The sequence below is a fragment of the Streptomyces triticirhizae genome (assembly GCF_003696235.1).
Classification (GTDB): Bacteria; Actinomycetota; Actinomycetes; order Streptomycetales; family Streptomycetaceae; genus Streptomyces; species Streptomyces triticirhizae.
In genome coordinates this window covers 23,112-46,000 of the sequence record NZ_RFFJ01000023.1, presented here as the reverse complement: position 1 = coordinate 46,000, position 22,889 = coordinate 23,112, and the positions used below count along the sequence as shown (strand labels likewise).

Genomic DNA, 22,889 nt, shown 5'->3' with positions numbered 1-22,889 from the left:
CTCGCCGCCGCGCAGCCAGCCGGCGGCGGCCAGGCCGACCGCGACATGGGCGGCCAGCAGCAGCCAGGGCCCGGCGGCGTGGCCGGGGGCCTCGGCCAGCGGCCGGGGGCCGTCGGCGACCAGCCGCGCCAACGGGGTGCCGACGTCGCCGCCGGCGCAGACCACGTCGACGCCGAAGAGCCGCAGCGGGCCGGGGGTCGGGGCGGCGCCGGGGCCGTAACAGGCGCCCTGGCCTGCGGTGAAGACGGTGTCGGCGGCCAGTTGCAGGGGCACCAGCAGCGCGGCGATGGCGGCGAAGCCGCGTTCCCGCTCGCCGGCCAGGGTCAGCGCCAGCACGAACACGCCCAGCGAGACCATCGCCACGGCGGGCGTCGGCAGGGGGCGGCCGGAGAGCAGCACATGGGCCCCGGCGGAGAGCGTGACGCAGAGCGCGGCGAACACCGCCGCGCGCAGCACGCGTATACCGGAAGTCGACCTGCCCATCGTTGCCGAGTGTGCCACGAGCCGACGGCGACTGGATACGGGCGGGGGAGTCCCGGCTCGCACCCGGCTCGCACCCGGCCTCTCGACCGCTCCGTGACCGCACCGTGTGACGGCGGTGGCGCAGGGTGCCCGTGGCCGATTTCCGGTCGGTTTCCGCAAGCCTTCCGGGACCGCCGCTGACCTTGGGCGTTGCCCGAGGAACCCAGTGTGACCTGCGGAAACACCCGGGCTGGCGGGGCGGGGGAGGGAGGGATCAACGGGCGGGACCAGAGGTAAGGTCGGTGTCCTGGCGCGCGCCCCTTCGAGCGGCCGGTCGGTCCCGGGCGCCTGCGCCCCAGACGACCCTGACCCTGCTGCGGAAGGCCCGTGGAGTGAGCAAGCCCTTCACCCACCTGCATGTGCACACCCAGTACTCGCTGCTGGACGGTGCGGCCCGGCTCAAGGACATGTTCCGGGCCTGTCAGGAGATGGGCATGTCCCACATCGCGGTCACCGACCACGGCAACCTGCACGGCGCCTACGACTTCTTCCAACAGGCGCGGGCGGCCGACGTCACGCCGATCATCGGGATCGAGGCGTATGTGGCGCCCGAGTCGCGCCGCCACAAGCGGCGGGTGACCTGGGGCCAGCCGCACCAGAAGAGGGACGACGTCTCCGGTTCGGGTGGTTACACCCACAAGACGATCTGGGCCTCCAACGCGACCGGGCTGCACAACCTCTTCCGGCTCTCCTCCGACGCCTACACCGAGGGCTTCTTCGTCAAGTGGCCCCGGATGGACAAGGAGACCATCTCCCAGTACTCGGAGGGCCTGATCGCCTCCACCGGCTGCCCCTCGGGCGAGGTGCAGACCCGGCTGCGGCTCGGCCAGCCCGAGGAGGCGCTCAGGGCGGCGGCCGACTACCAGGACATCTTCGGGAAGGACCGCTACTTCCTCGAACTGATGGACCACGGCCTGGAGATCGAGAACCGGGTCCGCGACGGGCTGCTGGAGATCGGCCGGAAGCTGGGCATCCCGCCGCTGGTCACCAACGACTCGCACTACACCTACGCGCAGGAGGCCGACGCCCACGACGCGCTGCTGTGCGTGCAGACCGGGAAGAACCTCTCCGACCCCGACCGCTTCCGCTTCGACGGCACCGGCTACTACCTGAAGTCGCCCGAGGAGATGTACGCGATCGACTCCTCGGACGCCTGGCAGCAGGGCTGCGCCAACACCCGGCTGGTGGCCGAACAGGTCGACATCTCCGGTTGGTTCGAGCCGCGCGACCTGATGCCCAAGTTCGACGTCCCCGAGGGGTACACCGAGGTCACCTGGTTCCAGGAGGAGGTCAGGCGCGGCCTGGCCAGGCGCTACCCGGGTGGGGTGCCGGAGGACCGGCAGCGGCAGGCCGAGTACGAGATGGGCGTCATCATCCAGATGGGGTTCCCCGGGTACTTCCTCGTGGTCGCCGACTTCATCATGTGGGCCAAGCAGCAGGGCATCGCGGTGGGCCCGGGCCGTGGCTCGGCGGCCGGCTCGCTGGTGTCCTACGCCATGGGCATCACCGACCTCGACCCGCTCGAACACGGCCTGATCTTCGAGCGGTTCCTCAATCCGGAGCGCGTCTCCATGCCCGACGTCGACATCGACTTCGACGAGCGCAGGCGGGGTGAGGTGATCCGTTACGTCACCGAGAAGTACGGCGCCGACAAGGTCTCGATGATCGGCACCTACGGCACCATCAAGGCCAAGGCGGCCATCAAGGACGCCTCCCGGGTGCTCGGCTACCCCTATGCCATGGGCGACCGCATCACCAAGGCGATGCCGGCCGACGTCCTGGGCAAGGGCATCCCGCTCTCCGGCATCACCGACAAGGACCACCCGCGCTACAGCGAGGCGGGCGAGGTCAGGTCGATGTACGAGAACGAACCCGACGTGCGGAAGGTGATCGACACCGCGAAGGGCCTGGAGGGCCTCGTCCGGCAGATGGGGATGCACGCCGCCGGCGTGATCATGTCAAGTGAGCGGCTCGTCGACCACGTTCCGCTCTTCGCGCCGAAGAACGACGGCGTGGTCGTCACGCAGTGGGACTATCCGACGTGCGAGTCGCTCGGCCTGCTGAAGATGGACTTCCTGGGCCTGCGGAACCTGACGATCATGGACGACGCGGTCAAGCTGATCAAGCAGAACAAGGGCGTCGACATCAAGCTCCTCGACCTCACGCTGGACGACCCCAAGACCTTCGAACTCCTCGGCCGGGGCGACACGTTGGGCGTCTTCCAGTTCGACGGCGGGCCGATGCGCTCGCTGCTGCGGATGATGAAGCCCACCGACTTCGAGGACATCTCCGCCGTCGGCGCCCTGTACCGGCCGGGCCCGATGGGCATGAACTCGCACATCAACTACGCGCTCCGGAAGAACGGCCAGCAGGAGATCACCCCGATCCACAAGGAGCTGGAGGAACCGCTCCGCGAGGTGCTGGACGTCACCTACGGCCTGATCGTCTACCAGGAGCAGGTGCAGAAGGCCGCCCAGGTGCTCGCCGGCTACTCGCTCGGACAAGCGGACCTGCTCCGCCGGGCGATGGGCAAGAAGAAGAAGGAGATCCTCGACAAGGAGTTCGTCCCCTTCCAGAAGGGGATGCGGGAGAACGGCTACTCGGACGAGGCGATCCAGGCCGTCTGGGACGTTCTGGTCCCGTTCTCCGGTTACGCGTTCAACAAGGCGCACTCCTCCGCCTACGGCCTGGTCACCTACTGGACCGCGTACCTCAAGGCCAACTACCCGGCCGAGTACATGGCGGCGCTGCTCACCTCCGTCCGCGACGACAAGGACAAGTCGGCGGTCTACCTCAACGAGTGCCGCCGGATGGGCATCCGGGTGCTGCCGCCGGACGTCAACGAGTCCGAGGCGCACTTCACCCCGCGTGGGGACGACGTGATCGTCTTCGGCCTGACGGCGGTCAGGAACGTGGGCCAGAACGTGGTGGACTCGATCGTGGCCACCCGCAAGGCCAAGGGGAAGTACAGCTCGTTCCCCGACTTCCTCGACAAGGTCGAGGCCGTGGTCTGCAACAAGCGCACCATCGAGTCGCTGATCAAGGCCGGCGCCTTCGACGCGCTCAACCACACCCGCAAGGGCCTCACCCAGCACTTCGAGTCGATGATCGACAACGTGGTGCAGGTCAAGCGCAAGGAGGCCGAGGGGCAGTTCGACCTCTTCGGCGGGATGGGCGACGCGGCCGACGACCGGGACGGGCCCGGCTTCGGGATGGACGTGGTCTTCTCCGAGGAGGAGTGGGAGAAGGCCTATCTGCTGGCCCAGGAGCGGGAGATGCTCGGGCTCTATGTCTCCGACCACCCGCTCTTCGGCATCGAGCACGTGCTGGACGAGAAGGCCGACGCGGCGATCTCGGCGCTCAACGGCGGCGACTACTCGGACGGCGCGATCGTCACCATCGGCGGCATCATCTCCGGGCTCCAGCGGAAGATGACCAAGCAGGGCAACGCGTGGGCCATCGCCACCGTGGAGGATCTGGCGGGCTCCATCGACTGCATGTTCTTCCCCGCCTCCTACCAGCTGGTCTCCACCCAACTGGTCGAGGACGCCGTGGTGTTCGTCAAGGGGCGCCTCGACAAGCGGGAGGACGTGCCGCGCCTGGTGGCGATGGAGCTGATGGTGCCGGACCTCAGCGAGGCATCGGCCAACGCCCCGGTCACCATCACCATCCCCACGGTCAAGGTCACCCCGCCGCTGGTCGAGCGGCTCGGCGAGGTGCTGGGCCAGCACCGGGGGCCGACGGAGGTACGGGTGCGCCTGGCGGGTTCGCGCACCACCACGGTGCTCCGGCTCGACCGGCACCGCGTGCAGGCCGACCCGGCGCTCTTCGGTGACCTGAAAGCGCTCCTGGGGCCCTCCTGTTTGGCGGGATGATGGAGCCGGCTTTACCGATTCGGGAAAGGCGCGGAGCTACCTTCGGTAGGGAGTGAGATCCCGGCGGTGTCGACGGACCGGGATCGCCTGCCGAAGGGGCGGATTTCCGTGGAAGCTCGAATGATCGACAAGGCGGTGTTTCTGTTGCGCGAGGTGCGTGTTTCGCGGGAGGAGGCGGTGCACGCACTCGCGCGGTATTTCCACGGCGCGGCTTTCGAGGACCGGCTCCGGTGCGTCCACGAGGCGTGGGACATCGTGCACGGCCCCGCCCCGATAGCCCATGCCGCGCCGTCGGCGCTCGCCAACGCCGGCTCGTTCGCCGCCGCGCACGAACGGCACGGCTTCACCGACTGAGTTCCCGCCGGACGTGGCCCGTTGGGAAACACCTGCCGGAAACACCCGCCGGGGAACACACGTCGGAAACGTCCGTCGGGAGACGCCGGCGGAAAACAGGCGAATGCCCGGAACGGGAACCGTCCCGGGCATTCGCTCGCGCGTCTCGAACTCAGTTGTGCCCGAATCGCCTTTCCCGTTTCCGGGTCTTCTGCTCCTCCGTCGCCGGTGCCTCGCTTCTGGGCTGCGGCTGGTCGCGTCGTTCCGACTCGCGTTGACGTTGGCGGTTCTTGTCCTTGGCCATGTCGCCTCCTCCTGAAAGGTGCGGCAGGACCAGCGTGGCACGAACCGGCCAACTTCGCATTTCGGGCAAGTCATCTCGTGTGGTGACCGGCCGGACTCGCCACGCCGAAGATCGAGTTGGCGCAGTTAACCGGCGCGTGGTCGGGCAGACTCAATGAAACGTTCGGCGAAGGGATGGTGTCACGTGGACCGCTGCGTCGTGCTGGTGGACGCGGGCTACCTGTTGGGAGCCGCCGCCAGCCTGCTCGCCGGAGAGCCCGCGCGCCCGCGTATCACCGTGGACCACGCCAGACTCATCCAGGGCCTGCGGGAGCGCGCCGAGGCGGACACCGGGTGCGATTTGCTCCGGATCTACTGGTTCGACGGCGCCCCCGACCGCGTGCCCCAGCCCGAACACCGCAGACTCCGGGTGATGCCCCGAGTCACCGTCCGCCTCGGCGCGTTGACCCGGAGTGACGGCCGCTGGGCGCAGAAGGGCGTCGACGCCGCGATGCACGCCGAGCTGACCGAGCTGGCGCGCAACCGGGCCTGCGCCGACATCGTGCTGGTGACCGGCGACGGGGACCTGCTGCCCGGGCTGATGTCCGCCAAGGAGCACGGGGTCGCCGTGCACCTGTGGGCCGTGCAGGCCGCCGACGGCGACTACAACCAGTCCGAGGACCTGGTCGCCGAGGCCGACGAGCGCCGGGTCCTGGACCGGCAGTGGATCACCCGCGCGGTCCGGGTCAGCGAGCCACAGGCCGAAGGTGGCCTGGCGCGGCCCGACATCGCCGCCATCCTCTCCGCCCCGCTGCCGGAGAAGCGCGAGTCCGCCGACCACGCGGAGGCGGCCGGGGCCCAGCAGACCAACGGCTCCGCCCCCGCGCCAGCGCCCTGCCCGTCCGAGGAGGACGAACAGGCCAGCGCGCCCACCGCCAAGGGCGTGCCAACCCCCAAGGACCTGGCCTCCCTTGGCCGCCCGCTGCCGCAGCCGGCCACCGCGACCCTGCGCTGGTCGTCCGACCGGGGCTGGGTCGAACGGGGCGCCCCCGAGGAGTCCCCGGAGACGGCGGCGCTCCCGACGCTGGCCCAGTTGACCACGGCCGAGCAGCGCTGGGCCGACCGCGAGGAGGACATCACGGCGGTCAGCGGAGACCCGTTCGAGGTCGGGCAGGTCTTCGCCCGCCGCTGGACCGAGCGGCTCGCCAGCGAGACGCCGCTGCGCCAGCTGACCACCGAGTACCCGCGCATCCCGCACCGCATCGACGGCGAACTCCTCCGCTACGCGGCCAGGTTCGGGCTGCTGGCGCACAAGGACGACCAGATCGACGAGCAGGACAGATACGCCATCAGGGCCGGTTTCTGGCACGAGGTGGACAGCCGCACCGGGGCCGAACGCGCCCCCTCGTGATCTTCCGTTCCAGCCGCGAAGCCCGCCCCGGCGTCCGCCGCGCGGCCGGGGCGACGTAGGCTCGGGCCCGTGGCCTCCTCCAACGGCCGGGCCGGGCCCCAGACCACGATGGCACCGCGCGTACCGGACTCCCCAGCGACACCGTCCGCCGTGGTGACCGTGCGTGGTCTGTGTAAGACCTACCGTGCCGAGGGCGGCTGGCGCCGCAGGAACGCCGCTCCGGCGCCGCGCCCCGCCAACGAGGACATCGACCTGCGGGTCTCGGCCGGCGAGATCTTCGGCCTGCTCGGGCCCAACGGCGCCGGGAAGACCACCCTGGTCCGGCAGCTCACCGGGCTGCTGCGGCCGGACGCCGGCAGCATCTCGCTGCTCGGCCACGACGTCGTCCGCCATCCGGAGCTGGCCTCCAGGTTGCTGGCCTACCTCGGCCAGGAGGCGGGCGCGCTCGACGAGTTGACCGTCGCGCTGGCCACCGAGACCACGGCCAGGCTGCGCGGCCTGAGCGCGCCGGCGGCCCGCGCGACGCGCGACGCGGTGCTCGCCGAGCTGGGCCTGGAACCGCTGGCCGGCCGCCCGTTGAAGCGGCTCTCCGGTGGGCAACGGCGGCTGGCCTGCGTGGCCGCCGCCCTCGCCGGCGACCGCCCGCTGCTGGTCCTGGACGAGCCGACCGCCGGCATGGACCCGGTGGCCCGCCGCGCGGTGTGGACCGCGATCGACCGCCGCCGCGCCGAGCACGGCACCACGGTGCTGCTGGTCACCCACAATGTGCTGGAGGCGGAGACCGTGCTCGACCGGGTCGCGGTGCTGGACGCCGGCCGGGTCATCGCCTGCGACACCCCGAGCGGGCTCAAGAGCCTGGTCGACGCCCATGTCCGGCTCGACCTGGTGTGGCGCGCCGAACCGCCGCTGGCGGTCCCGGAGATCGACCGGCTGCGCGGGCAGGCCGTCGTCACCGGCCGCCGCTGGACGCTGCGACTGCCGCAGGAACGGGCCAGGGCCGTGGTCGCCACCGTCACCGGGGGCGAGGCGTTCGCCGCGCTCGACGACTTCACCCTGGCGACGCCCAGCCTGGAGGACGTCTATCTGGCCCTCGGCGGCCGGGGCGAGGGGCTGACCCGCCAGTGACCCTGATCGAACGAGCCCGGGACCACACCATGACCGAGGCCGCACAGGACATGATTGAGACCGTGCCGGAGATGACCGAGTCCGAGCGGGGCGTGGCGGAGGCCGCGCGGGACGCGGAGCCGGTGGCGCTCGCGCCGGCGGCCCTGGCGCCGGCGGCCCGGCTGCTGCCCGCGCTCGCCGCCGTCTACCGGGCGCAGCTCTCCCGTGCCCGGGTGGCCCGGGTGCCGCTGCTGTTCGTCGCCACCTTCCAGTCCGTCGGGATCATGGTCCTGATGCGGGGCGTGGTGGACGGCGGCGCCGGCGACGAGGCAAGGGCGGTGGTCGCCGGCTCGGCGGTGCTGGTGGTCGCGTTCGTCGCGCTCAACCTCCTCGCCCAGTACTTCGGACAGCTTCGCGCCGGCGGGCTTGACCACTACGCGACGCTGCCGGTGCCGGCCCCGGCGGTGGTGCTGGGCACGGCCGCCGCCTACGCGTCGTTCACCGTGCCCGGGGTGGCGGCCACCGCCGTCATCGGGGCGCTGCTCTACCAGCTGCCGCTGGGCGGGCTCTGGCTGGTGCTGGCCGTGGTGCCGCTGGCCGGCGCGGCGCTCGCCGGTCTCGGGGCGGCCCTGGGGCTGCTCGCGCCCCGGCCGGAACTGGCCACCCTCGCGGGTCAGTTGGGCATGTCGGCGGCGCTGCTGCTGGGCGTGCTGCCGGCCGGCAGGCTGCCGGAGCCGCTGCGCTGGACCCGGGAGCTGCTGCCCTCAAGCTACGGGGTGGACGCGCTCGCCGAGATGTTCGAGCCGGTGCCCGACGTCGGGCTGGTCGCCGCCCACCTGGGGGTCTGTGGCGCGGTCGGCGTCGCCTCCCTGGCCCTGGCGACCTGGGCTTACCGCCGGGCCACGCGCGCCTGACCCGCGCCCGCGCGGGGCCGGCCGGTGGGATGGTCAGCCAAACGGTCGTCCCCCGGGCCGAACAGGTGGCCGTACCTGGCAGGATGACGGGGTGGACTCTCCCCAGCCAGCACCCGAACACCGCTCCCTCGCCGCACCTCACGCCGGGCAGCACGCCGGGCAGCACGATCCCTGGGCCGCGCCACGGCCACGGCCGGCGGCGGACGGGGGGCGCGAGTGGCGGCGCGAGATACGCGACGGAGCGCTGGTCGCGGTGCCGGTGGCGCTGCTGACCGGGGTGGCGCTGGGGCTGCTGTGGGTCTGGCGGGCGCCGCGCGTTCCGTTGGTGCTGCGCGGCGAGGATGTGCTGCTGGCCAACTCCGAGGGGCAGCAGGCCATCGCGGCCGACGGGGTCTTCCTGCTGCTGGGTCTGGGGGTTGGCGCGGTCACCGGGCTGGTGACGTTCCTGGTCCGCCGCGCGGGGGGTGTCGGGGTCGTGGTCGGGCTGGCGCTGGGCGCCGGGCTCGGCGCCTGGCTGGCCTGGCAACTGGGGATGATGCTGGGGCCGACCGACGACGTGGTGGGGCGGATCGCCGAGCTGGAGCAGAACGAGGTCTTCGACGCGCCGCTCGAACTCAGCGCGAAGAGTGTGCTGTTGGGCCTGCCCTTCGGCGCGCTGCTGATCCATCTGCTGTGCGTGGCGGGCTTCGGCCCGCGCGACGAGCGGGCGCGGCCGGCGGACCGGCCGCCGCACTGGGGGGCTCCTCCGCGGGCGTGACCCGCCGGGGGTTCCGCCGGCGGCCGCGCGCCCGCCCTGCGGGCGAGGTGGGACGGCCGGCGGCGGGGAGGCTGGCGGCGAGGCGCGGGGCCCCGGGGGCGGGAAGCCGGGGCGCGCGAAACGGAGAGGTTCTTCGATAAGCGGATGTTGAGTGGAGAGGCGCTCCGCGGGCGGGTGTTGAAGGGGAGAGGCTCTCCGCTGCGTCGGCCCGGGCAGGGTTTCGCGCACGGCTCCGACGGGCGCCGAGCGCCTGGGCGACGGGGCTCCGTGAGCGGCCGGCGGGCTGCGTTGGCCGGGCGAACCGGAGAACATCTCCGCCGGCTGGCGGCTCCCTCGCCCGGGCGGCGGTCCCGGGTGGTGCGCGGGGCGCGGCCCCGACTCAACCGGAGAATATCTCCACCTATGCGAACGGCTCTGCGTCCAGGGTGGGTGGTGCGCGACCGCGACCGCGACCGCGACGCGCGATCTCGCGTCAAGCGGAGAGTCCCTCCGGCAAGAGGAACGGCCGCGCCGGGCCGCGTCCGGCCGCGCCGCGCGACCTCGCATTAAGGGGAGAGCCTCTCCGATTGGGCCGTGAACGCCGAGGGACCGGCCGTGGGGGCGACTCGCCGCAGGAGGATCGGAGACGCCCTCCCCGTCCGGGGGCCGTGTCGGAGAGGTTCTCCGCCGTGGCCCCGGCGGGCTCGCAAGGCGCCCCTCCCCGGCCCGCCACGTTCCGTCCCGGGGGCAACCTGCCCTTCGCCAGCACTCGTTCGGCCCTTCGCCAGCACTCGTTCAACGAGCCCCGCCGTCAGGCGAACCCCGGGGCCGGCGGGCCCGTTCCCGAGGCCCGCCGCCGGGCGAACACGCCGCCGGGTGAACGCGCCGCCAGGCGAGCCCCCGCCGGGGAACGGCGGTCACCGCGTGATCGGGGCCGTGGTCGCGGCGGTCAGGGACACCAGGTCGTCGGGGGACAGCTCGATCTCCAGGCCACGGCGGCCCGCCGACACCAGCACGGTGGCATGACGGGCCGCCGAGACGTCCACGACCGTCGGCAGGCGCTTCCGCTGCCCCAGCGGGGAGATCCCGCCCCGCACATAGCCGGTGGCCCGTTCCGCCACCGCCGGGTCGGCCATCGTCGCCCGCTTGCCGCCGGCCGCCGAGGCCAGCGCCTTCAGCGACAGCGACGCCGAGACCGGCACCAGCGCCACCGTCAGCGCCCCGTCCACCTCGGCCACCAGCGTCTTGAACACCCGCTCCGGGTCCTGCCCCAGCACCTGCGCCGCCTCCTCGCCGAAGGCCCGCACCGCCGGGTCGTGCCGGTACTCGTGCAGCGTGAACGCCACCCCCGCCCGGTCGGCCGCCACCGTCGCCGGGGTGCCGCCCGCGCCGCGCTTCCTCGCCATCTCGCTCCGCTCCCGGCTCAGTTCAGGCTGGTCGGCCGGATCGTGTACTCCGCGCCCGGCACCGAGGGCAGCTTGCTGATCAGCGACGCCTCCTGCCGCAACAGCCGCAGCTCCTCGGCCAGCCGCGTCGCCGTGTCCGGGGCCTGGAGCAGCCGCTGCTTGTCGGCGGTGTGCAGCACGGTGGCCGCCGCCACCAGGTAGGAGACCACCGACGGGTCGTCGGGCAGCTCCTGCGCCGGGCCGAGCGTCCGCTCGTTCGCGCCGGCCAGCGCCTTCTGGTAGCGGCGGAACGCCAGCAGCACCCCGGAGGCCAACGCGCCGGCGCCCTCGCCCGAGCGTTCCTCCAACGGCTCGATCTCGCCCACCAGATAGGGACCGCTGCTGTCCACCGAGAGCAGCCGGAAGCGGGTCGTTCCCGTCGCCAGCACCTCGTAGCTCGCGACCCCCTCGTCGGGGTCCTTCGGCTCCTCCGCCTCGCCCGCCACCTGGCGCGGCCGGATCGTCGAGGCGTCCGCGACACAGCCCACCTCGTAGAAGCTGCGCATCGGGTCGGGCCCGAACCCGGCCGTGGGGTCCGGCGGCGTCTCGTCCTTCTCGTCCGGCAGCCCGGTGCCGCGCGGCGCCACCTCGTGCCCGTCCCTGATGGCGATGACCCCGAACGGGCGCGGCTCGCCCTCCGGCAGGTCCAGCAGGTCCCGCAGCAGCGCGCGGTACCGCGCCTCGAAGACGTTGAGCGGCAGGACCAGCCCAGGAAACAGCACGGTGTTGAGGGGGAACAGGGGCAGGCGGGTGGTCGTCACGACCGGCCAGCCTATCCGCTGCGCCCGGACCTCCGGGACCGCATCGTGAAACGTGCCGCGAGGCTGTCGGACCCGTCTGCGAGACTGGGACGCGTGCTGAACCGAATCGATCTGCGGGCCGAAGCCTCCTCCCCGGAGGCCGTAGGCCGCGAGCTGTTGCCCCGCGCCGAACTCGACGTCGAGGCCGCCCTGGAGAAGGTGCGGCCCATCTGCGAGGACGTGCGCCATCGTGGCACGGCGGCGCTGATCGACTACGCCCGACGGTTCGACGGCGTCTCCCTCACCCGCACCAGGGTGCCCGCCGAGGCGCTCCGGCGGGCGCTCGACGAGCTGGACCCGGCGGTCCGCGCCGCCCTGGAGGAGTCCATCCGCAGGGCGCGCCTCGTGCACCGCGCGCAGCGCCGCGAGGACCACACGGTGCGCGTCGTTCCCGGCGGCACGGTCACCGAGCGCTGGGTGCCGGTCGAGCGGGTCGGCCTCTATGTCCCTGGCGGCCAGGCCGTCTACCCGTCCTCCGTGGTGATGAACGTGGTGCCGGCCCAGGAGGCCGGCGTCGGTTCGCTGGCCGTCACCTCACCGCCGCAGCGCACCCCGGGCGTCGAGTGGAGCGACGGCCTGCCGCACCCGACGATCCTCGCGGCCTGCGCGCTCCTCGGCGTGGACGAGGTGCACGCGGCCGGCGGCGCCCAGGCGATCGCGATGTTCGCCTACGGCACCGAGGAGTGCCGTCCCGCCAAGCTGGTCACCGGCCCGGGCAACGTCTATGTGGCCGCCGCCAAGCGCCTGCTCAAGGGCGTCATCGGCATCGACGCCGAGGCGGGACCCACCGAGATCGCGATCCTCGCCGACGCGGCCGCCGACCCGGCGCTCGTCGCCGCCGACCTGATCAGCCAGGCGGAGCACGACGAGCTGGCCGCCGCCGTGCTGGTCACCCCCTCCGAGGCGTTGGTCGACGCGGTCGACGCCGAGCTGGCCGGCCAGGTCGCGGCCGCCAAGCACCACGAGCGGATCACCGCCGCCCTCACCGGCCGGCAGTCCTGCGCCGTGCTGGTCGCCGACCTCGACCAGGGCCTCGCCGTGGTCGACGCCTACGCCGCCGAGCACCTGGAGATCCACACGGAGCGCGCCGCCGAGGTCGCCGCCCGGGTGACCAACGCGGGCGCGGTCTTCGTCGGCCCGCACGCCCCGGTCTCCCTGGGTGACTACTGCGCCGGCTCCAACCACGTGCTGCCGACCGGGGGTTGCGCCTGCCACTCCTCGGGTCTGTCCGTGCAGTCCTTCCTGCGCGGCATCCACGTCGTTCAGTACGACCGCCAGGCGTTGGCCGAGGTCGCCGCCGAGGTCGTCACTCTGGCCGAGGCCGAGGACCTGCCGGCGCACGGCTCGGCGGTCAAGGCCAGGTTCGAGTGGAAGGTTCCGCCCCGCCAGTGACCCGCATCGACGATCTGCCCATCAGGGACGAGCTGCGCGGCAAGTCCCCCTATGGCGCGCCCCAGTTGAACGTCCCCGTTCAGCTCAACACCAACGAGAACCCGCACCCGCTGCCCGAGGCCCTCGTCCAGCGGATCGCGGAGCGGGTCTCCGACGCCGCCCGCACGCTCAACCGCTACCCGGACCGGGACGCGGTGGTGCTGCGCACCCAGCTCGCCGCTTACCTCACCGAGACCACGGGGCACCCGCTGGAGCCCACCCAGGTCTGGGCGGCCAACGGCTCCAACGAGGTGCTCCAGCAGCTGCTCCAGGCGTTCGGCGGCCCGGGCCGCACCGCGCTCGGCTTCGACCCCTCGTACTCGATGCACGCCCTGATCGCCCGGGGCACCGGAACGGAGTGGATCTCCGGGCCGCGCACCGAGGAGTTCGACATCGATGTCGAGGCCGCCGTCGCGGTGGTCCGCGAGCACCGGCCCGACGTGGTCTTTCTCTGCTCGCCCAACAACCCGACGGGCACCGCCCTGCCGGCCGGGACGATCCTGGCGCTCCACGAGGCGGCGCAGGAGGCGAAGGGCGGCCGGGGCGCGCTGGTGGTGGTGGACGAGGCGTACGCGGAGTTCAGCCACCGCCCCTCCACGCTGCCGCTGATCGAGGGCCGGCCCACGCTGGTCTTCACCCGCACCATGTCCAAGGCGTTCGGCGCGGCCGGCCTGCGGCTGGGCTATCTGGCGGCCGACCGGGCCGTGGTGGACGCGGTCCAGCTGGTGCGGCTGCCCTACCACCTGTCGGCGATCACGCAGGCCACCGCCCACGCCGCGCTGGAGTTCTCCGAGACGCTCCTCGGCTATGTGGAGGAGCTGAAGACCGAACGGGACCGGGTGGTCGCGGAGTTGCGGGCGATGGGCCTCGACGTGACCGAGTCGGACGCGAACTTCGTTCAGTTCGGCCGGTTCGCCGACGCGGCTGACGTCTGGCGCCGGCTGCTGGACCACGGGGTGCTGGTGCGGGACAACGGCGTGCCCGGACGGCTGCGGGTCACCACCGGCACCCGGGCGGAGAACGACGCGTTTCTCGACGCGGTACGCGCAGTCACTAAGGAGATCAACGAATGAGCCGCGTGGGTCGCGTGGAACGCACCACCAAGGAGACCTCGGTCACCGTCCAGATCGACCTGGACGGCACGGGCGCGGTCGAGGTGTCCACCGGGGTGGGCTTCTTCGACCACATGCTGGACCAACTCGGCCGGCACGGCCTGTTCGACCTGGCCGTCAAGACCGAGGGCGACCTGCACATCGACAGCCACCACACCATCGAGGACACCGCGCTGGCGCTGGGCGCCGCGTTCCGGCAGGCGCTCGGCGACAAGCGGGGCATCGTCCGGTTCGCCAACGCCTCGGTCCCGCTGGACGAGTCCCTCGCGCGGGTCACCGTCGACCTGTCGGGCCGCCCGTACCTGGTGCACTCCGAGCCGGCGGGCATGGCGCCCATGATCGGCTCCTACGACACCACCATGACCCGCCACATCCTGGAGTCCTTCGTGGCCCAGGCGCAGGTCGCGCTGCATGTCGAGGTCCCCTACGGGAGGAACGCCCACCACATCGTGGAGTGCCAGTTCAAGGCCCTCGCCCGGGCGCTGCGCTACGCCAGCGAGATCGACCCCCGGCAGACCGGCATCCCGTCCACCAAGGGCGCCCTGTGAACGCCACGTCCACCCTGTTGATCGCCGCCGGGCTGTTCCTCGGCACCGGCGTCTACTCGTTCGCCAGGCAGGGCCTGCCGAAGGGCGTGATCGTGCTGCTGGCGCTGGCCAGCGCGCTGTGCCTGGTGGCGGGCGTGCTGCGGTTGGAGGTGTGAGCAGGTGAGCGGTCCACGCAAGTCCGTGGTCGTCTTCGACTACGGCTTCGGCAACGTCCGTTCCGCCGAGCGCGCGGTCGCGCGCGCCGGCGCGTCCGTGGAGATCACCCGCGACCTGGACGCCGCGCTGGCCGCCGACGGGCTGCTGGTGCCCGGCGTCGGCGCGTTCGCTGCCTGCATGACGGGCCTGCGCGAGGCGCGCGGGGACTGGGCCGTGGAGCGCCGACTGGCCGGCGGCCGGCCGGTGTTGGGGATCTGCGTCGGGATGCAGATCCTCTTCGCCCGGGGCATCGAGCACGGCGTCGAGACCGAGGGCCTCGCCGAGTGGCCCGGCACGGTCGGCCCGCTGAAGGCCGACGTGGTGCCGCACATGGGGTGGAACACGGTGGACGTCGCCGAGGGCTCCCGGCTCTTCGCCGGGCTGGGCCCCGAGGAGCGGTACTACTTCGTCCACTCCTACGCGGTCCACGACTTCACGCTGCCGCCCTCCGGCAGCGCCGCCATCGAGCCGCCCAGGGTCAGCTGGGCCACCCACGGCCGGCCCTTCGTCGCGGCCGTGGAGAACGGCCCGCTGTGGGCCACCCAGTTCCACCCGGAGAAGTCCGGCGACGCCGGCGCCCGCCTCCTCACCAACTGGATCGATACCCTGTGAGCCCCGTGACCTCCGAGGACCCCGTGACCGAGAACGAGAAGACCCCCCGCTCGCTGGAGCTGCTGCCCGCCGTCGACGTTCGCGACGGGCAGGCGGTCCGGCTGGTGCACGGCGAGTCCGGCACCGAGACCTCCTACGGCGACCCGTTGAGCGCGGCCCTCGCCTGGCAGAGCGCCGGCGCCGAGTGGCTCCACCTGGTGGACCTGGACGCGGCGTTCGGCACCGGCGACAACCGGGCCAGGATCGCCGAGGTCACCGCCGCCATGGACATCCACGTCGAGCTGTCCGGCGGCATCAGGGACGACGACACCCTGGCCGCCGCGCTGGCCACCGGCTGTACCCGGGTCAACCTGGGCACGGCCGCCCTGGAGTCGCCCGAGTGGGTCGCCAAGGCGATCGCCGAGCACGGCGACCGGATCGCCGTCGGCCTCGACGTGCGGGGCACCACCCTGCGCGGGCGCGGCTGGACGCGGGACGGCGGCGACCTCTACGAGACCCTGGAACGGCTCAACTCCGAGGGCTGCGCCCGCTATGTGGTGACCGACATCAACAAGGACGGCACCCTCCAGGGCCCCAACCTCGACCTGCTGCGGAACGTGTGCGCCGCCACCGACCGCCCGGTGGTGGCCTCCGGTGGGGTCTCCTCGCTCCAGGACCTTCGGGCCATCGCCGAGCTGGTGCCGCTGGGCGTGGAGGGCGCCATCGTCGGAAAAGCCCTCTACGCCCGGGCGTTCACGCTGGAGGAGGCGCTGGAGACGGTGGCCGCCGCATGAGCGGGCCGACGGAGCCGCGCCGCGTGGGCGGCGACGGCGGGTGGGAGCGAACGGTGGGCGCCGCGACGGCGGTCGCCGCCGGGCCGCTGGTGCTGGTCGGCGGCACGCTGCCGCCGGCGGCCGGCGCCGCCGCGCTGGGGGACCCGTACGAGCAGACGCGTTCGGCGCTGGCCGACGCGGTGGCCGCGCTGGAGCCCTTCGGGCTGGGCGTGGCCGACGTGGTGCGGACCCGCCTGTACCTGGCGCACGGCCGGGACGCGGAGGACGCGACCCGGGCGCACCGCGAGGTGTTCGGCGAGGTTCGGCCGGTCTGCACGGTGCTGGTGGTCGGCTTCCCCGACTCCCGGGTGCTGGTGCAGGTCGAGTTGGAGGCGTTTCTGGGCGCGCGGGGAGGCGATTCCTGATGGGCGTCGCGGTGCGGGTGATCCCCTGTCTCGACGTGGACGCCGGCCGGGTGGTCAAGGGTGTCAACTTCCAGAACCTGCGGGACGCGGGCGACCCGGTGGAGATGGCCAAGGTCTATGATGCCGAGGGCGCCGACGAGTTGACGTTCCTGGACATCACCGCCTCATCGGGGAACCGGGAGACCACCTACGACGTGGTGCGCCGGACCGCCGAGCAGGTCTTCATCCCGCTGACGGTGGGCGGCGGGGTCCGCACCACCGACGACGTGGACCGGCTGCTGCGAGCCGGCGCCGACAAGGTCGGCGTCAACACGGCGGCCGTGGCCAGGCCGGAGCTGATCCGGGAGATCGCCGAGCGCTTCGGCCGCCAGGTGTTGGTGCTCTCCGTCGACGCCCGGCGCTGCCAGCCGGGCACGGAGACAGCCTCCGGTTTCGAGGTCACCACGCACGGCGGGCGGCGCGGCACCGGGATCGACGCGGTGGACTGGGCGGCGCGCGCGGCCGAGTTGGGGGCGGGGGAGATCCTGCTGAACTCGATGGACGCGGACGGGACGAAGGACGGGTACGACACGGAGCTGATAGCGGCGGTGCGTGCCAGGGTCGGCGTTCCGGTGATCGCCTCCGGCGGCGCCGGGCGGCTGGCGGACTTCCCGCCGGCCATCGAGGCCGGCGCGGACGCGGTGTTGGCGGCGTCCGTCTTCCACTTCGGCGACCTGCGCATCGGCGAGGTGAAGCAGACCCTGCGGGGGGCGGGGCACGCGGTGCGCTAGGCGCTGGCCGCCGGCCCTTCGGGGCGGCGGCCCGGCCCGGGGGGCGGGCCGGGCTCGGCGGGACGTCGCGCCCGGTGGCGCCGGCGCGGTTGTCGCGGGGGGCCGTCGCACGGATGGTGCCGTGTCCGCTCCTGGATTCGGCCCGGCGTGCGGGTACACGGGCGGTGGCGCGGCCGAACCCGCCCTGGCGGCGGGGGCGTTCGACGGGTGGCGTCGCGTCGTCGCCGCGTCGGGCCGGGTGTCCGGTTCGGCGGCGCCGTCCCGCCGGCAGCGCCGGCGCCGCCGCGCGAGGTGGAGTGCTTCTCCGTGGCCGGCTGCCATGGCCGGCCTCAGCCGGTTCCGGGGCCGGCCAGCACAGCGAGACTGACGCGTGTCGCCGTAACGCACCCGGCCCGGGAAGGGGCCCGGGGGAACGGGCCCACTACTCCGGCCTAACCGGGCTGCTTCTCCGCGTGGCACTCCGGGCTGCGGACGCAGTCGCGGTAGGCGCTGGGGCTCATGCCGTGCAGGCGTTTGAACGCCGTGCTGAAGCTGAACGCGTCGGCGTAGCCAACCTGTTGGGCCACCGAGGCCAGTGGTGCCGTGGACTCCGTCAGCAGGTCGGCGGCCAGCGCCATCCGCCACTCCGTGAGGTAGGCCAGCGGCGGCTCGCCCACCAGCCGGGTGAAGCGGCCGGCCAGGGTCGTCCGCGAGACGCCCGCCTCCCGCGCGAGCGCGACCAGCGTCCACGGCTCGGCGGGCGCCGCGTGCATGGCCCGCAGCGCCGGGCCCACCGCCTCGTCGCTCAACGCCCGCAGCAGGGCGGGTGAGTTGACGTCGGCCGCCGCCGGCTGGTCGAACCAGCCGCGCAGCACGCAGACCAGCAGCCAGTCGAGGAGCCGGTCCAGCACCGCGTCCCGGCCCGGCCGGCCGTCGGCGATCCGCGCGTTCAACAGGTCCAGCAGCGGGGAGCAGCCGTCCTGGCAGGGCACCACCACGACCGGCGGCAGCAGGTCGAGCAGCCGCCGCGACACCTGGCCCCACACCCGGTAGGTGCCGACCAGCAGCGCCGTCGGCCCGGGCGGACCGGCCGGCGCGGGCGCGCCGTTGCCCCGGGGGCGGTCACTCAGCCGGAGGCCGCCGGGGCCCCGGACGACGACGGTTTCGTTGGCGGCGATCCTTCGCGGGGCGCCGTCGCCCTCGATCCAGCCCTCCCCGCCCAGCGGCGTGACGAGCGTCAGGGACGCCTCGGCGTCGAACGGCAGCGTCCACGGCGGCGTCAGCTCGACGCGCCGGAAGCGGACCTGGTCCGTCCGGACGCCTCGGAGCAGTTCGTCGTAGGCATCCACGTGAGTATCCATCTCGGAGGGGTCAACGGCCGGACGGGCGGACATGTTCCGCGTACCGTCGGCCATGCCCAAAGCCGCACCGGGCGACTTGACTTGGGGCCATGACGAACGAGAAGAACGACGAGATCGTGGTGTTGGGCGGCACGGGCAAGACCGGGCGGTGGCTGGTGCGCGACCTGCGCGCCGCAGGGCACGCGGTGCGGCCGGCGTCCCGCTCGGGCGAGGTGCGGTTCGACTGGTCCGACCGGGACACCTGGCCGGCGGTGGTGAAGGGGGCGACGGCGGTCTATCTGATCCCGGGCGGCTCCGAGGCGACGCGGGACTTCGTCCGGCTGGCCGTGGACGCGGGGGTGCGGCGGCTGGTGACGCTCTCCGGGCGGGGGATGGACCGCTACCCGCCCGAGGTCGGCGCCTCGATGTTTCCCACGGTGGCGGCGGGGGAGCGCGCGGTGCGGGAGTCGGGCGTCGAGTGGTCGATCATCCGGGCCAACAACTTCAACCAGAACTTCGACGTGGACTACTGGCTCCCGCCCCTGCTGGCCGGTCGGCTCGCGCTGCCCACGGGCGGCGTGCCGGAGCCCTTCGTCGACACCCGGGACGTGGCCGCCGTCGCGGCCGCGCTGCTGACCGAGGACGGGCACCACGGCCGGGCGTATGACGTGTCCGGGCCACGGGCGTTGACCTTCGACGAGGCGGTGGCGGTCATCGCGGGCGCGGCCGGACGGGAGATCCGTTTCGTGGAACTGACGCCCGAGGAGTACCAGGCGGAGCTGCGCGCCGAGGGCGTGCCGGAGGAGACGGCCGCCGAACTCGGCACGATCTTCGAGGTCATGCGCGCCGGCCACCTCGCGGAACCCGCCCCCGGGGTTCGGGAGGTCCTGGGCCGCGAGCCGATCTCCTTCGAGTCCTACGCCACCGAGGCCGCCAAGGCCGGCGCCTGGGCCTGACGCCGCATCGGCCGGCCGGGCCCCGCCCCGGCCGGCCCGCCAGGGCGCATGAGGCGGCGCCGCGTGGGGCAGTTGGTGTTACCAGGGGCAGCCGAACGGCTCCAGGGGATACGCGTAGCGGGGGTGGCTCATGGCACGTCCGGCCGACTGGTCTCCGGTGGACATGGACCGGGACCCGACTCCGGGTGATCCGGAGGAGATGCGGCAACTCGCCGACGAACTGGAGGAGTTCGCCGACGACGTGGGGAAGGCGCTGGGCGGGATCAGGGGCCTGGCCAGCGAACGGGCACTGCTGGACTGGTCGGGTCTTTCGGCGGACGCGTTCCGCCGCGAGTTCGACGGTGTTCCGGACAACCTGACCAAGCTGGAGAACTCCTACGCTCTGTGATCCCGGGCGCTCCAGACCTACTGGCCCAAGCTCCAGACCGCGCAGGGCATGGCGGACCGGGCGCTGGACCGGGCGATCTCCGCGCAGGCGGATCTGGTCAGCGCCCAGGCAGCGTTGGGCGACGCGCAGGACTGGGTGGGCCGGGCCGGCGACGAGGCCGAGCGGCCTCGCCCGAGGGCTGCGAGGTCTGGCCACGACGGGTCTGCGCGGCATGGGGCGCGGGGTGTTGGGTCTTGCCCGGCGCGGTCGGTCCGCGCTCGGCGACGGGATGCGGGCGGCCTACGGCCGGGTGCGGGGCCTCATCCGCAGCACCGGTTTTGAAAGTGCTCAACGACCTGTTGTCGCAGGTCGATGACAGGCATCAACGGCTGCTGGCGCTGGATTTCGCGGAGCATGTCGTGGAGCGGTTCGGCGATCGGACGGATCGTGACAACCTCCCGCACTGCCTGGAACTGCTGGCGGCGTTGACGGAGGCGCTGGCGTTGGGGAAGGCGCACGAACGGTTGATCGCCGCCTGGAGGGAACATGCCCGGCTTGTGGTCGCCAGTGGGCGGGAGTCGGATGACATGCGAGACGTCGTGCGGTCGGCCGTAGAGGCCAGCTCCTGGGATCTCTTGGCGGAGGCCGGCATTGCCGGGTCGCACACGATGCGTCGTCGCCTCTCGTGTGTCTCCGTCGCCAGGGAGGCGCGGAGGGCCGTTGGTCGCTGTGTCGGTGGTGCGGCCGAGGATGTTCGGGCGGCGCGGTGGGAGGAGGCGCGGTGGCAGGTGGGGCGGGTGGTGGAGACGGCGCCCTGTCCGCAGGGGAGAGACTCCCGGTGACCGCCGTCGTCGGTCACCGGGAGCTTCCGGTGCTCCTTCTTGTCTTGCTTCTTCTTGGCGTGCTCGTTCGTGACCGGGACCGACCGCGACGGCTCGCGCGTTCTCGCTCGTCTCCGGTTCGGTCACGGTGCACAGGCTTCCGACGGGGGTGCCGGTGGTCATCCGGGGATGGTCGCCGGTCGGGGTGCCGGCGCCAGGGGTCAGGGCGCGTCGAGGTTGGCCGGCAAAACGGTGGGGAGTTCGGCCAGGCGGATGCGGGCGCAGCCGTAGGGGACCAGGCGCAGCTCGCCGACGGGGGAGCCGACGAGAACGGGGCTGTCCGGCGGGACGGCGGCCGAGTTCTCCTCGACGCGCCAGGAGTAGACCCGCGCGCCCCGGCCGCGCACGGTGACCGCGACATCCCTGTTGCCGAAGGGCAGTTCGGGGACGGGGGCGCGTTCGATCGGCCAGTTCTCCAGCCCGTCGCCGAGGTAGAGGCCGTAGTTCCAGGAGGAGAGCGGCAGCACCTCCCACTCGCCCAGGCCGCGTGCGTTCGGCAGCGGGCGCCAGGACTCCGGCAGCGCCGCGACCAGCACCAGGGGGCCGAGGCGGAGACCGAGCGCGCCGCGCTCGCGGCGTTCCTTGCGCAGCCGCATGGGGAGGGTGAGTTCGATCCGTTCGCCGCCCGACCAGGTGCGGTCGAGAACGGCGTAGCCGTCGGCGCCGGCGGAGAGGGTGACCGTTTCGCCGTCGACGGTGAGGGTCGCGTCGTCGCGGCACCAGCCGGGCACGCGCAGCCGCAGCGGGAAGCGGACCGGCGCCGAGACGGTCAGGTCGAGTCGGACGGTCTCGTCGAACGGGTAGTCGGTGGTCTGCTCGACGGTGACCTCGGTGCCGTCCACCGTGGTGCGCAGCGTGCTGGGCGCGTAGGCGAACGCGGTCAGCCCGTTGTCCTCGGTCGACCGCATCCACAGGGAGGCGACGAACTTGGGCCAGCCCTGGTGCATGTTGGCGAGGCAGCAGCCGAAGTGCGGCTCCAGACCGAAGATGTTGGCGTCGTCGGAGCTGAGGGTCCAGCGTCGCTCGGCGATGTTGGCGGCGATCTGGTTGGCCTGCTGGTGGTACTGGTGGGAGCGCATCTCCGGATCGAAGGCGGCCGGGAGGTGGTTGAACGCGACCAGCTCCGCGAGGTCGCCGAGCGTTCCCTCGCCGAAGGCGAGCGCGGACTGCTCCAGGGTGAACAGGTACTCCATCACCTGGCAGGTCTCGATGCCGTGGTGCGCCTCCCGGCCGGCGAGCCACTCGTCGCCGGAGAACATCCCGTGCACCTGGCCGTGCCAGCGGTCCAACGCGGCGAGGCTGGCGGTGAGTTCGGCGTAACGGTCGGGTTCTCCGGCTGCGGCGCCGGAGCGGTCGGGTTCTCCGGTTCCGGTGCCGGAGCGGCCGGCGGCGTCGAGGAGGGCGCGGACGGCGGGCACCTTCAGGCCCATGGCCACGTTGGGCCCGTGGGTGAGGTGCGCGAAGACGGTGGCGGGCCCGGTGATCAGGTCCTCGCCCGTCAGGTAGCCGACCCAGTCGGCGTTCTGCTCCAGCAGCAGTTCGCTCAGCTCCAGCCAGCGCGGGTCGCCGTCGCGCCGGTGCAGCCAGAGCGCGGCCAGCACGTTCTCGGTGGCGCGGACGGCGCCCCACTCGGCGAGCGGGCGGCCCGGCAGGTGCTCCAACTGGTAGGCGAAGTACCGCGCGAGGAAGCCGGGAACGCGCTCGTCGCCGGTGGCGTCGGCGTGCTGGACCAGCACCTTGAGGGCGACCATCCGGGGCCACCAGTCGTCGTTGGACTCGGGCCCGAACCCGCCGTCGTCGCGCTGGCTGGCCAGTATCCACTCGATCCACTTCGACGCCTTCTCGCGCAGCGCCTCGTCGTCCAGCACATGGGCCAGCGGCACCAGGCCGTCGAGGTAGTAGGGGCCGCGTTCCCAGTCCTCGCCCGGGCCGCCCAGCCAGCCGGATTCGGGGCCGAGGTCGGGCCAGATCTCCTCCACCCGGCCGGTGAGGCCCTCCGCCTGGAGCCGGAGTTGGCGGCGCAGCCAGCCGGCGGGCCGGATCTCGCCCAGGGCGAGCGGGGTGTGACGGATACCCATGTGCTGATCGAGTCCTTCGCG

Annotated in this window: 22 protein-coding genes; 17 read left to right on the top strand and 5 right to left on the bottom strand. The window is 72.9% G+C overall.

Annotation, left to right across the window (positions count from 1 at the left end; translation table 11 throughout):
• A partial coding sequence (locus EBN88_RS07145) for a hypothetical protein (RefSeq protein ID WP_147472671.1) occupies nt 1-483 on the bottom strand: 483 nt, incomplete at its 3' end.
• 371 nt (nt 484-854) lie between these two features.
• Here EBN88_RS07145 and dnaE point away from each other — a divergent pair.
• From dnaE to EBN88_RS07115, 6 genes are all read left to right on the top strand, one after another.
• Entirely contained in the window at nt 855-4,397 is a 3,543-nt protein-coding gene (dnaE, locus tag EBN88_RS07140; RefSeq protein WP_122182965.1) for a DNA polymerase III subunit alpha, read from the top strand.
• A gap of 120 nt (nt 4,398-4,517) precedes the next feature.
• Entirely contained in the window at nt 4,518-4,751 is a 234-nt protein-coding gene (locus EBN88_RS07135) for a hypothetical protein (protein WP_122182964.1), read from the top strand.
• A 466-nt stretch (nt 4,752-5,217) separates the two neighbouring features.
• Complete coding sequence (locus tag EBN88_RS07130) at nt 5,218-6,423, top strand: NYN domain-containing protein (protein WP_122182963.1); 1,206 nt, start codon at nt 5,218-5,220, stop codon at nt 6,421-6,423.
• A 108-nt stretch (nt 6,424-6,531) separates the two neighbouring features.
• Nucleotides 6,532-7,548 (top strand): ABC transporter ATP-binding protein, encoded by a 1,017-nt coding sequence (locus tag EBN88_RS07125; RefSeq protein ID WP_122182968.1) that lies wholly within the window; start codon nt 6,532-6,534, stop codon nt 7,546-7,548.
• A gap of 29 nt (nt 7,549-7,577) precedes the next feature.
• A complete protein-coding gene (locus EBN88_RS07120) occupies nt 7,578-8,441 on the top strand; it encodes an ABC transporter permease (protein ID WP_122182967.1) in 864 nt (287 codons plus the stop codon).
• A gap of 91 nt (nt 8,442-8,532) precedes the next feature.
• On the top strand, nt 8,533-9,198 hold the full coding sequence (locus EBN88_RS07115; RefSeq protein WP_122182962.1) for an ABC transporter permease: 666 nt from the start codon (nt 8,533-8,535) through the stop codon (nt 9,196-9,198).
• A gap of 896 nt (nt 9,199-10,094) precedes the next feature.
• Here the strand turns inward: EBN88_RS07115 and ybaK are convergent.
• Both ybaK and EBN88_RS07105 read right to left on the bottom strand, forming a co-directional pair.
• On the bottom strand, nt 10,095-10,583 hold the full coding sequence (gene ybaK / locus EBN88_RS07110) for a Cys-tRNA(Pro) deacylase (RefSeq protein WP_122182961.1): 489 nt from the start codon (nt 10,581-10,583) through the stop codon (nt 10,095-10,097).
• A 17-nt stretch (nt 10,584-10,600) separates the two neighbouring features.
• Complete coding sequence (locus tag EBN88_RS07105; protein ID WP_122182960.1) at nt 10,601-11,383, bottom strand: LON peptidase substrate-binding domain-containing protein; 783 nt, start codon at nt 11,381-11,383, stop codon at nt 10,601-10,603.
• Nucleotides 11,384-11,476: 93 nt separating this feature from the next.
• Here EBN88_RS07105 and hisD point away from each other — a divergent pair, with 93 nt between their 5' ends.
• The 8 genes from hisD to hisF are packed head-to-tail and all read left to right on the top strand — an operon-like array spanning nt 11,477 to nt 17,267.
• On the top strand, nt 11,477-12,814 hold the full coding sequence (gene hisD / locus EBN88_RS07100; RefSeq protein ID WP_122182959.1) for a histidinol dehydrogenase: 1,338 nt from the start codon (nt 11,477-11,479) through the stop codon (nt 12,812-12,814).
• Nucleotides 12,811-13,926, top strand: coding sequence for a histidinol-phosphate transaminase (locus tag EBN88_RS07095; RefSeq protein ID WP_122182958.1), 1,116 nt, complete (start codon nt 12,811-12,813; stop codon nt 13,924-13,926). Before hisD ends, EBN88_RS07095 begins: the two co-directional genes overlap by 4 nt.
• Nucleotides 13,923-14,513, top strand: coding sequence for an imidazoleglycerol-phosphate dehydratase HisB (gene hisB / locus EBN88_RS07090; RefSeq protein ID WP_122182957.1), 591 nt, complete (start codon nt 13,923-13,925; stop codon nt 14,511-14,513). The genes EBN88_RS07095 and hisB overlap by 4 nt, the downstream gene beginning before the upstream one ends.
• On the top strand, nt 14,510-14,668 hold the full coding sequence (locus EBN88_RS31170) for a hypothetical protein (protein WP_199742286.1): 159 nt from the start codon (nt 14,510-14,512) through the stop codon (nt 14,666-14,668). Before hisB ends, EBN88_RS31170 begins: the two co-directional genes overlap by 4 nt.
• A 4-nt stretch (nt 14,669-14,672) precedes the next feature.
• Entirely contained in the window at nt 14,673-15,320 is a 648-nt protein-coding gene (gene hisH, locus EBN88_RS07085; protein WP_122182956.1) for an imidazole glycerol phosphate synthase subunit HisH, read from the top strand.
• A 5-nt stretch (nt 15,321-15,325) separates the two neighbouring features.
• On the top strand, nt 15,326-16,093 hold the full coding sequence (priA, locus tag EBN88_RS07080; RefSeq protein ID WP_233580511.1) for a bifunctional 1-(5-phosphoribosyl)-5-((5-phosphoribosylamino)methylideneamino)imidazole-4-carboxamide isomerase/phosphoribosylanthranilate isomerase PriA: 768 nt from the start codon (nt 15,326-15,328) through the stop codon (nt 16,091-16,093).
• A complete protein-coding gene (locus EBN88_RS07075) occupies nt 16,090-16,497 on the top strand; it encodes a Rid family hydrolase (protein WP_122182955.1) in 408 nt (135 codons plus the stop codon). The genes priA and EBN88_RS07075 overlap by 4 nt, the downstream gene beginning before the upstream one ends.
• Nucleotides 16,497-17,267, top strand: a complete 771-nt coding sequence (hisF, locus tag EBN88_RS07070) for an imidazole glycerol phosphate synthase subunit HisF (RefSeq protein WP_122182954.1) — start codon at nt 16,497-16,499, stop codon at nt 17,265-17,267. Before EBN88_RS07075 ends, hisF begins: the two co-directional genes overlap by 1 nt.
• A gap of 431 nt (nt 17,268-17,698) precedes the next feature.
• Here hisF and EBN88_RS07065 read toward each other — a convergent pair whose 3' ends face one another.
• Nucleotides 17,699-18,595: an AraC family transcriptional regulator gene (locus EBN88_RS07065; protein WP_122182953.1), complete on the bottom strand. Its 897-nt coding sequence runs from the start codon at nt 18,593-18,595 to the stop codon at nt 17,699-17,701.
• 101 nt (nt 18,596-18,696) lie between these two features.
• On the opposite strand from EBN88_RS07065, the gene EBN88_RS07060 reads away from it, so the two are divergent.
• From EBN88_RS07060 to EBN88_RS07050, 3 genes are all read left to right on the top strand, one after another.
• Nucleotides 18,697-19,542 carry an NmrA family NAD(P)-binding protein gene (locus EBN88_RS07060; RefSeq protein WP_122182952.1) on the top strand — a complete coding sequence of 282 codons (846 nt, stop codon included), beginning with the start codon at nt 18,697-18,699 and terminating at the stop codon, nt 19,540-19,542.
• A gap of 130 nt (nt 19,543-19,672) precedes the next feature.
• Nucleotides 19,673-19,930 carry a WXG100 family type VII secretion target gene (locus tag EBN88_RS07055; protein ID WP_147472670.1) on the top strand — a complete coding sequence of 86 codons (258 nt, stop codon included), beginning with the start codon at nt 19,673-19,675 and terminating at the stop codon, nt 19,928-19,930.
• Nucleotides 19,931-20,253: 323 nt separating this feature from the next.
• Nucleotides 20,254-20,751 (top strand): hypothetical protein, encoded by a 498-nt coding sequence (locus EBN88_RS07050; protein ID WP_122182950.1) that lies wholly within the window; start codon nt 20,254-20,256, stop codon nt 20,749-20,751.
• Nucleotides 20,752-20,951: 200 nt separating this feature from the next.
• Here the strand turns inward: EBN88_RS07050 and EBN88_RS07045 are convergent, their stop codons facing one another.
• The gene (locus tag EBN88_RS07045; RefSeq protein ID WP_122182949.1) at nt 20,952-22,868 is read right to left on the bottom strand and encodes a glycoside hydrolase family protein; all 1,917 of its coding nucleotides are present in this window, start codon (nt 22,866-22,868) and stop codon (nt 20,952-20,954) included.
• Nucleotides 22,869-22,889: the final 21 nt, after the last annotated feature.

Excerpts from the sequence above, each read along its gene's own strand:
- EBN88_RS07135 (WP_122182964.1), top strand. The coding sequence starts at position 4,518 with ATGATCGACAAGGCGGTGTTTCTGTTGCGCGAGGTGCGTGTTTCGCGG.
- EBN88_RS07125 (WP_122182968.1), top strand. The coding sequence starts at position 6,532 with ATGGCACCGCGCGTACCGGACTCCCCAGCGACACCGTCCGCCGTGGTG.
- EBN88_RS07120 (WP_122182967.1), top strand. The coding sequence starts at position 7,578 with ATGACCGAGGCCGCACAGGACATGATTGAGACCGTGCCGGAGATGACC.
- ybaK (WP_122182961.1), bottom strand. The coding sequence starts at position 10,583 with ATGGCGAGGAAGCGCGGCGCGGGCGGCACCCCGGCGACGGTGGCGGCC.
- hisB (WP_122182957.1), top strand. The coding sequence starts at position 13,923 with ATGAGCCGCGTGGGTCGCGTGGAACGCACCACCAAGGAGACCTCGGTC.
- EBN88_RS07075 (WP_122182955.1), top strand. The coding sequence starts at position 16,090 with ATGAGCGGGCCGACGGAGCCGCGCCGCGTGGGCGGCGACGGCGGGTGG.
- hisF (WP_122182954.1), top strand. The coding sequence starts at position 16,497 with ATGGGCGTCGCGGTGCGGGTGATCCCCTGTCTCGACGTGGACGCCGGC.
- EBN88_RS07060 (WP_122182952.1), top strand. The coding sequence starts at position 18,697 with ATGACGAACGAGAAGAACGACGAGATCGTGGTGTTGGGCGGCACGGGC.
- EBN88_RS07055 (WP_147472670.1), top strand. The coding sequence starts at position 19,673 with ATGGCACGTCCGGCCGACTGGTCTCCGGTGGACATGGACCGGGACCCG.
- EBN88_RS07045 (WP_122182949.1), bottom strand. The coding sequence starts at position 22,868 with ATGGGTATCCGTCACACCCCGCTCGCCCTGGGCGAGATCCGGCCCGCC.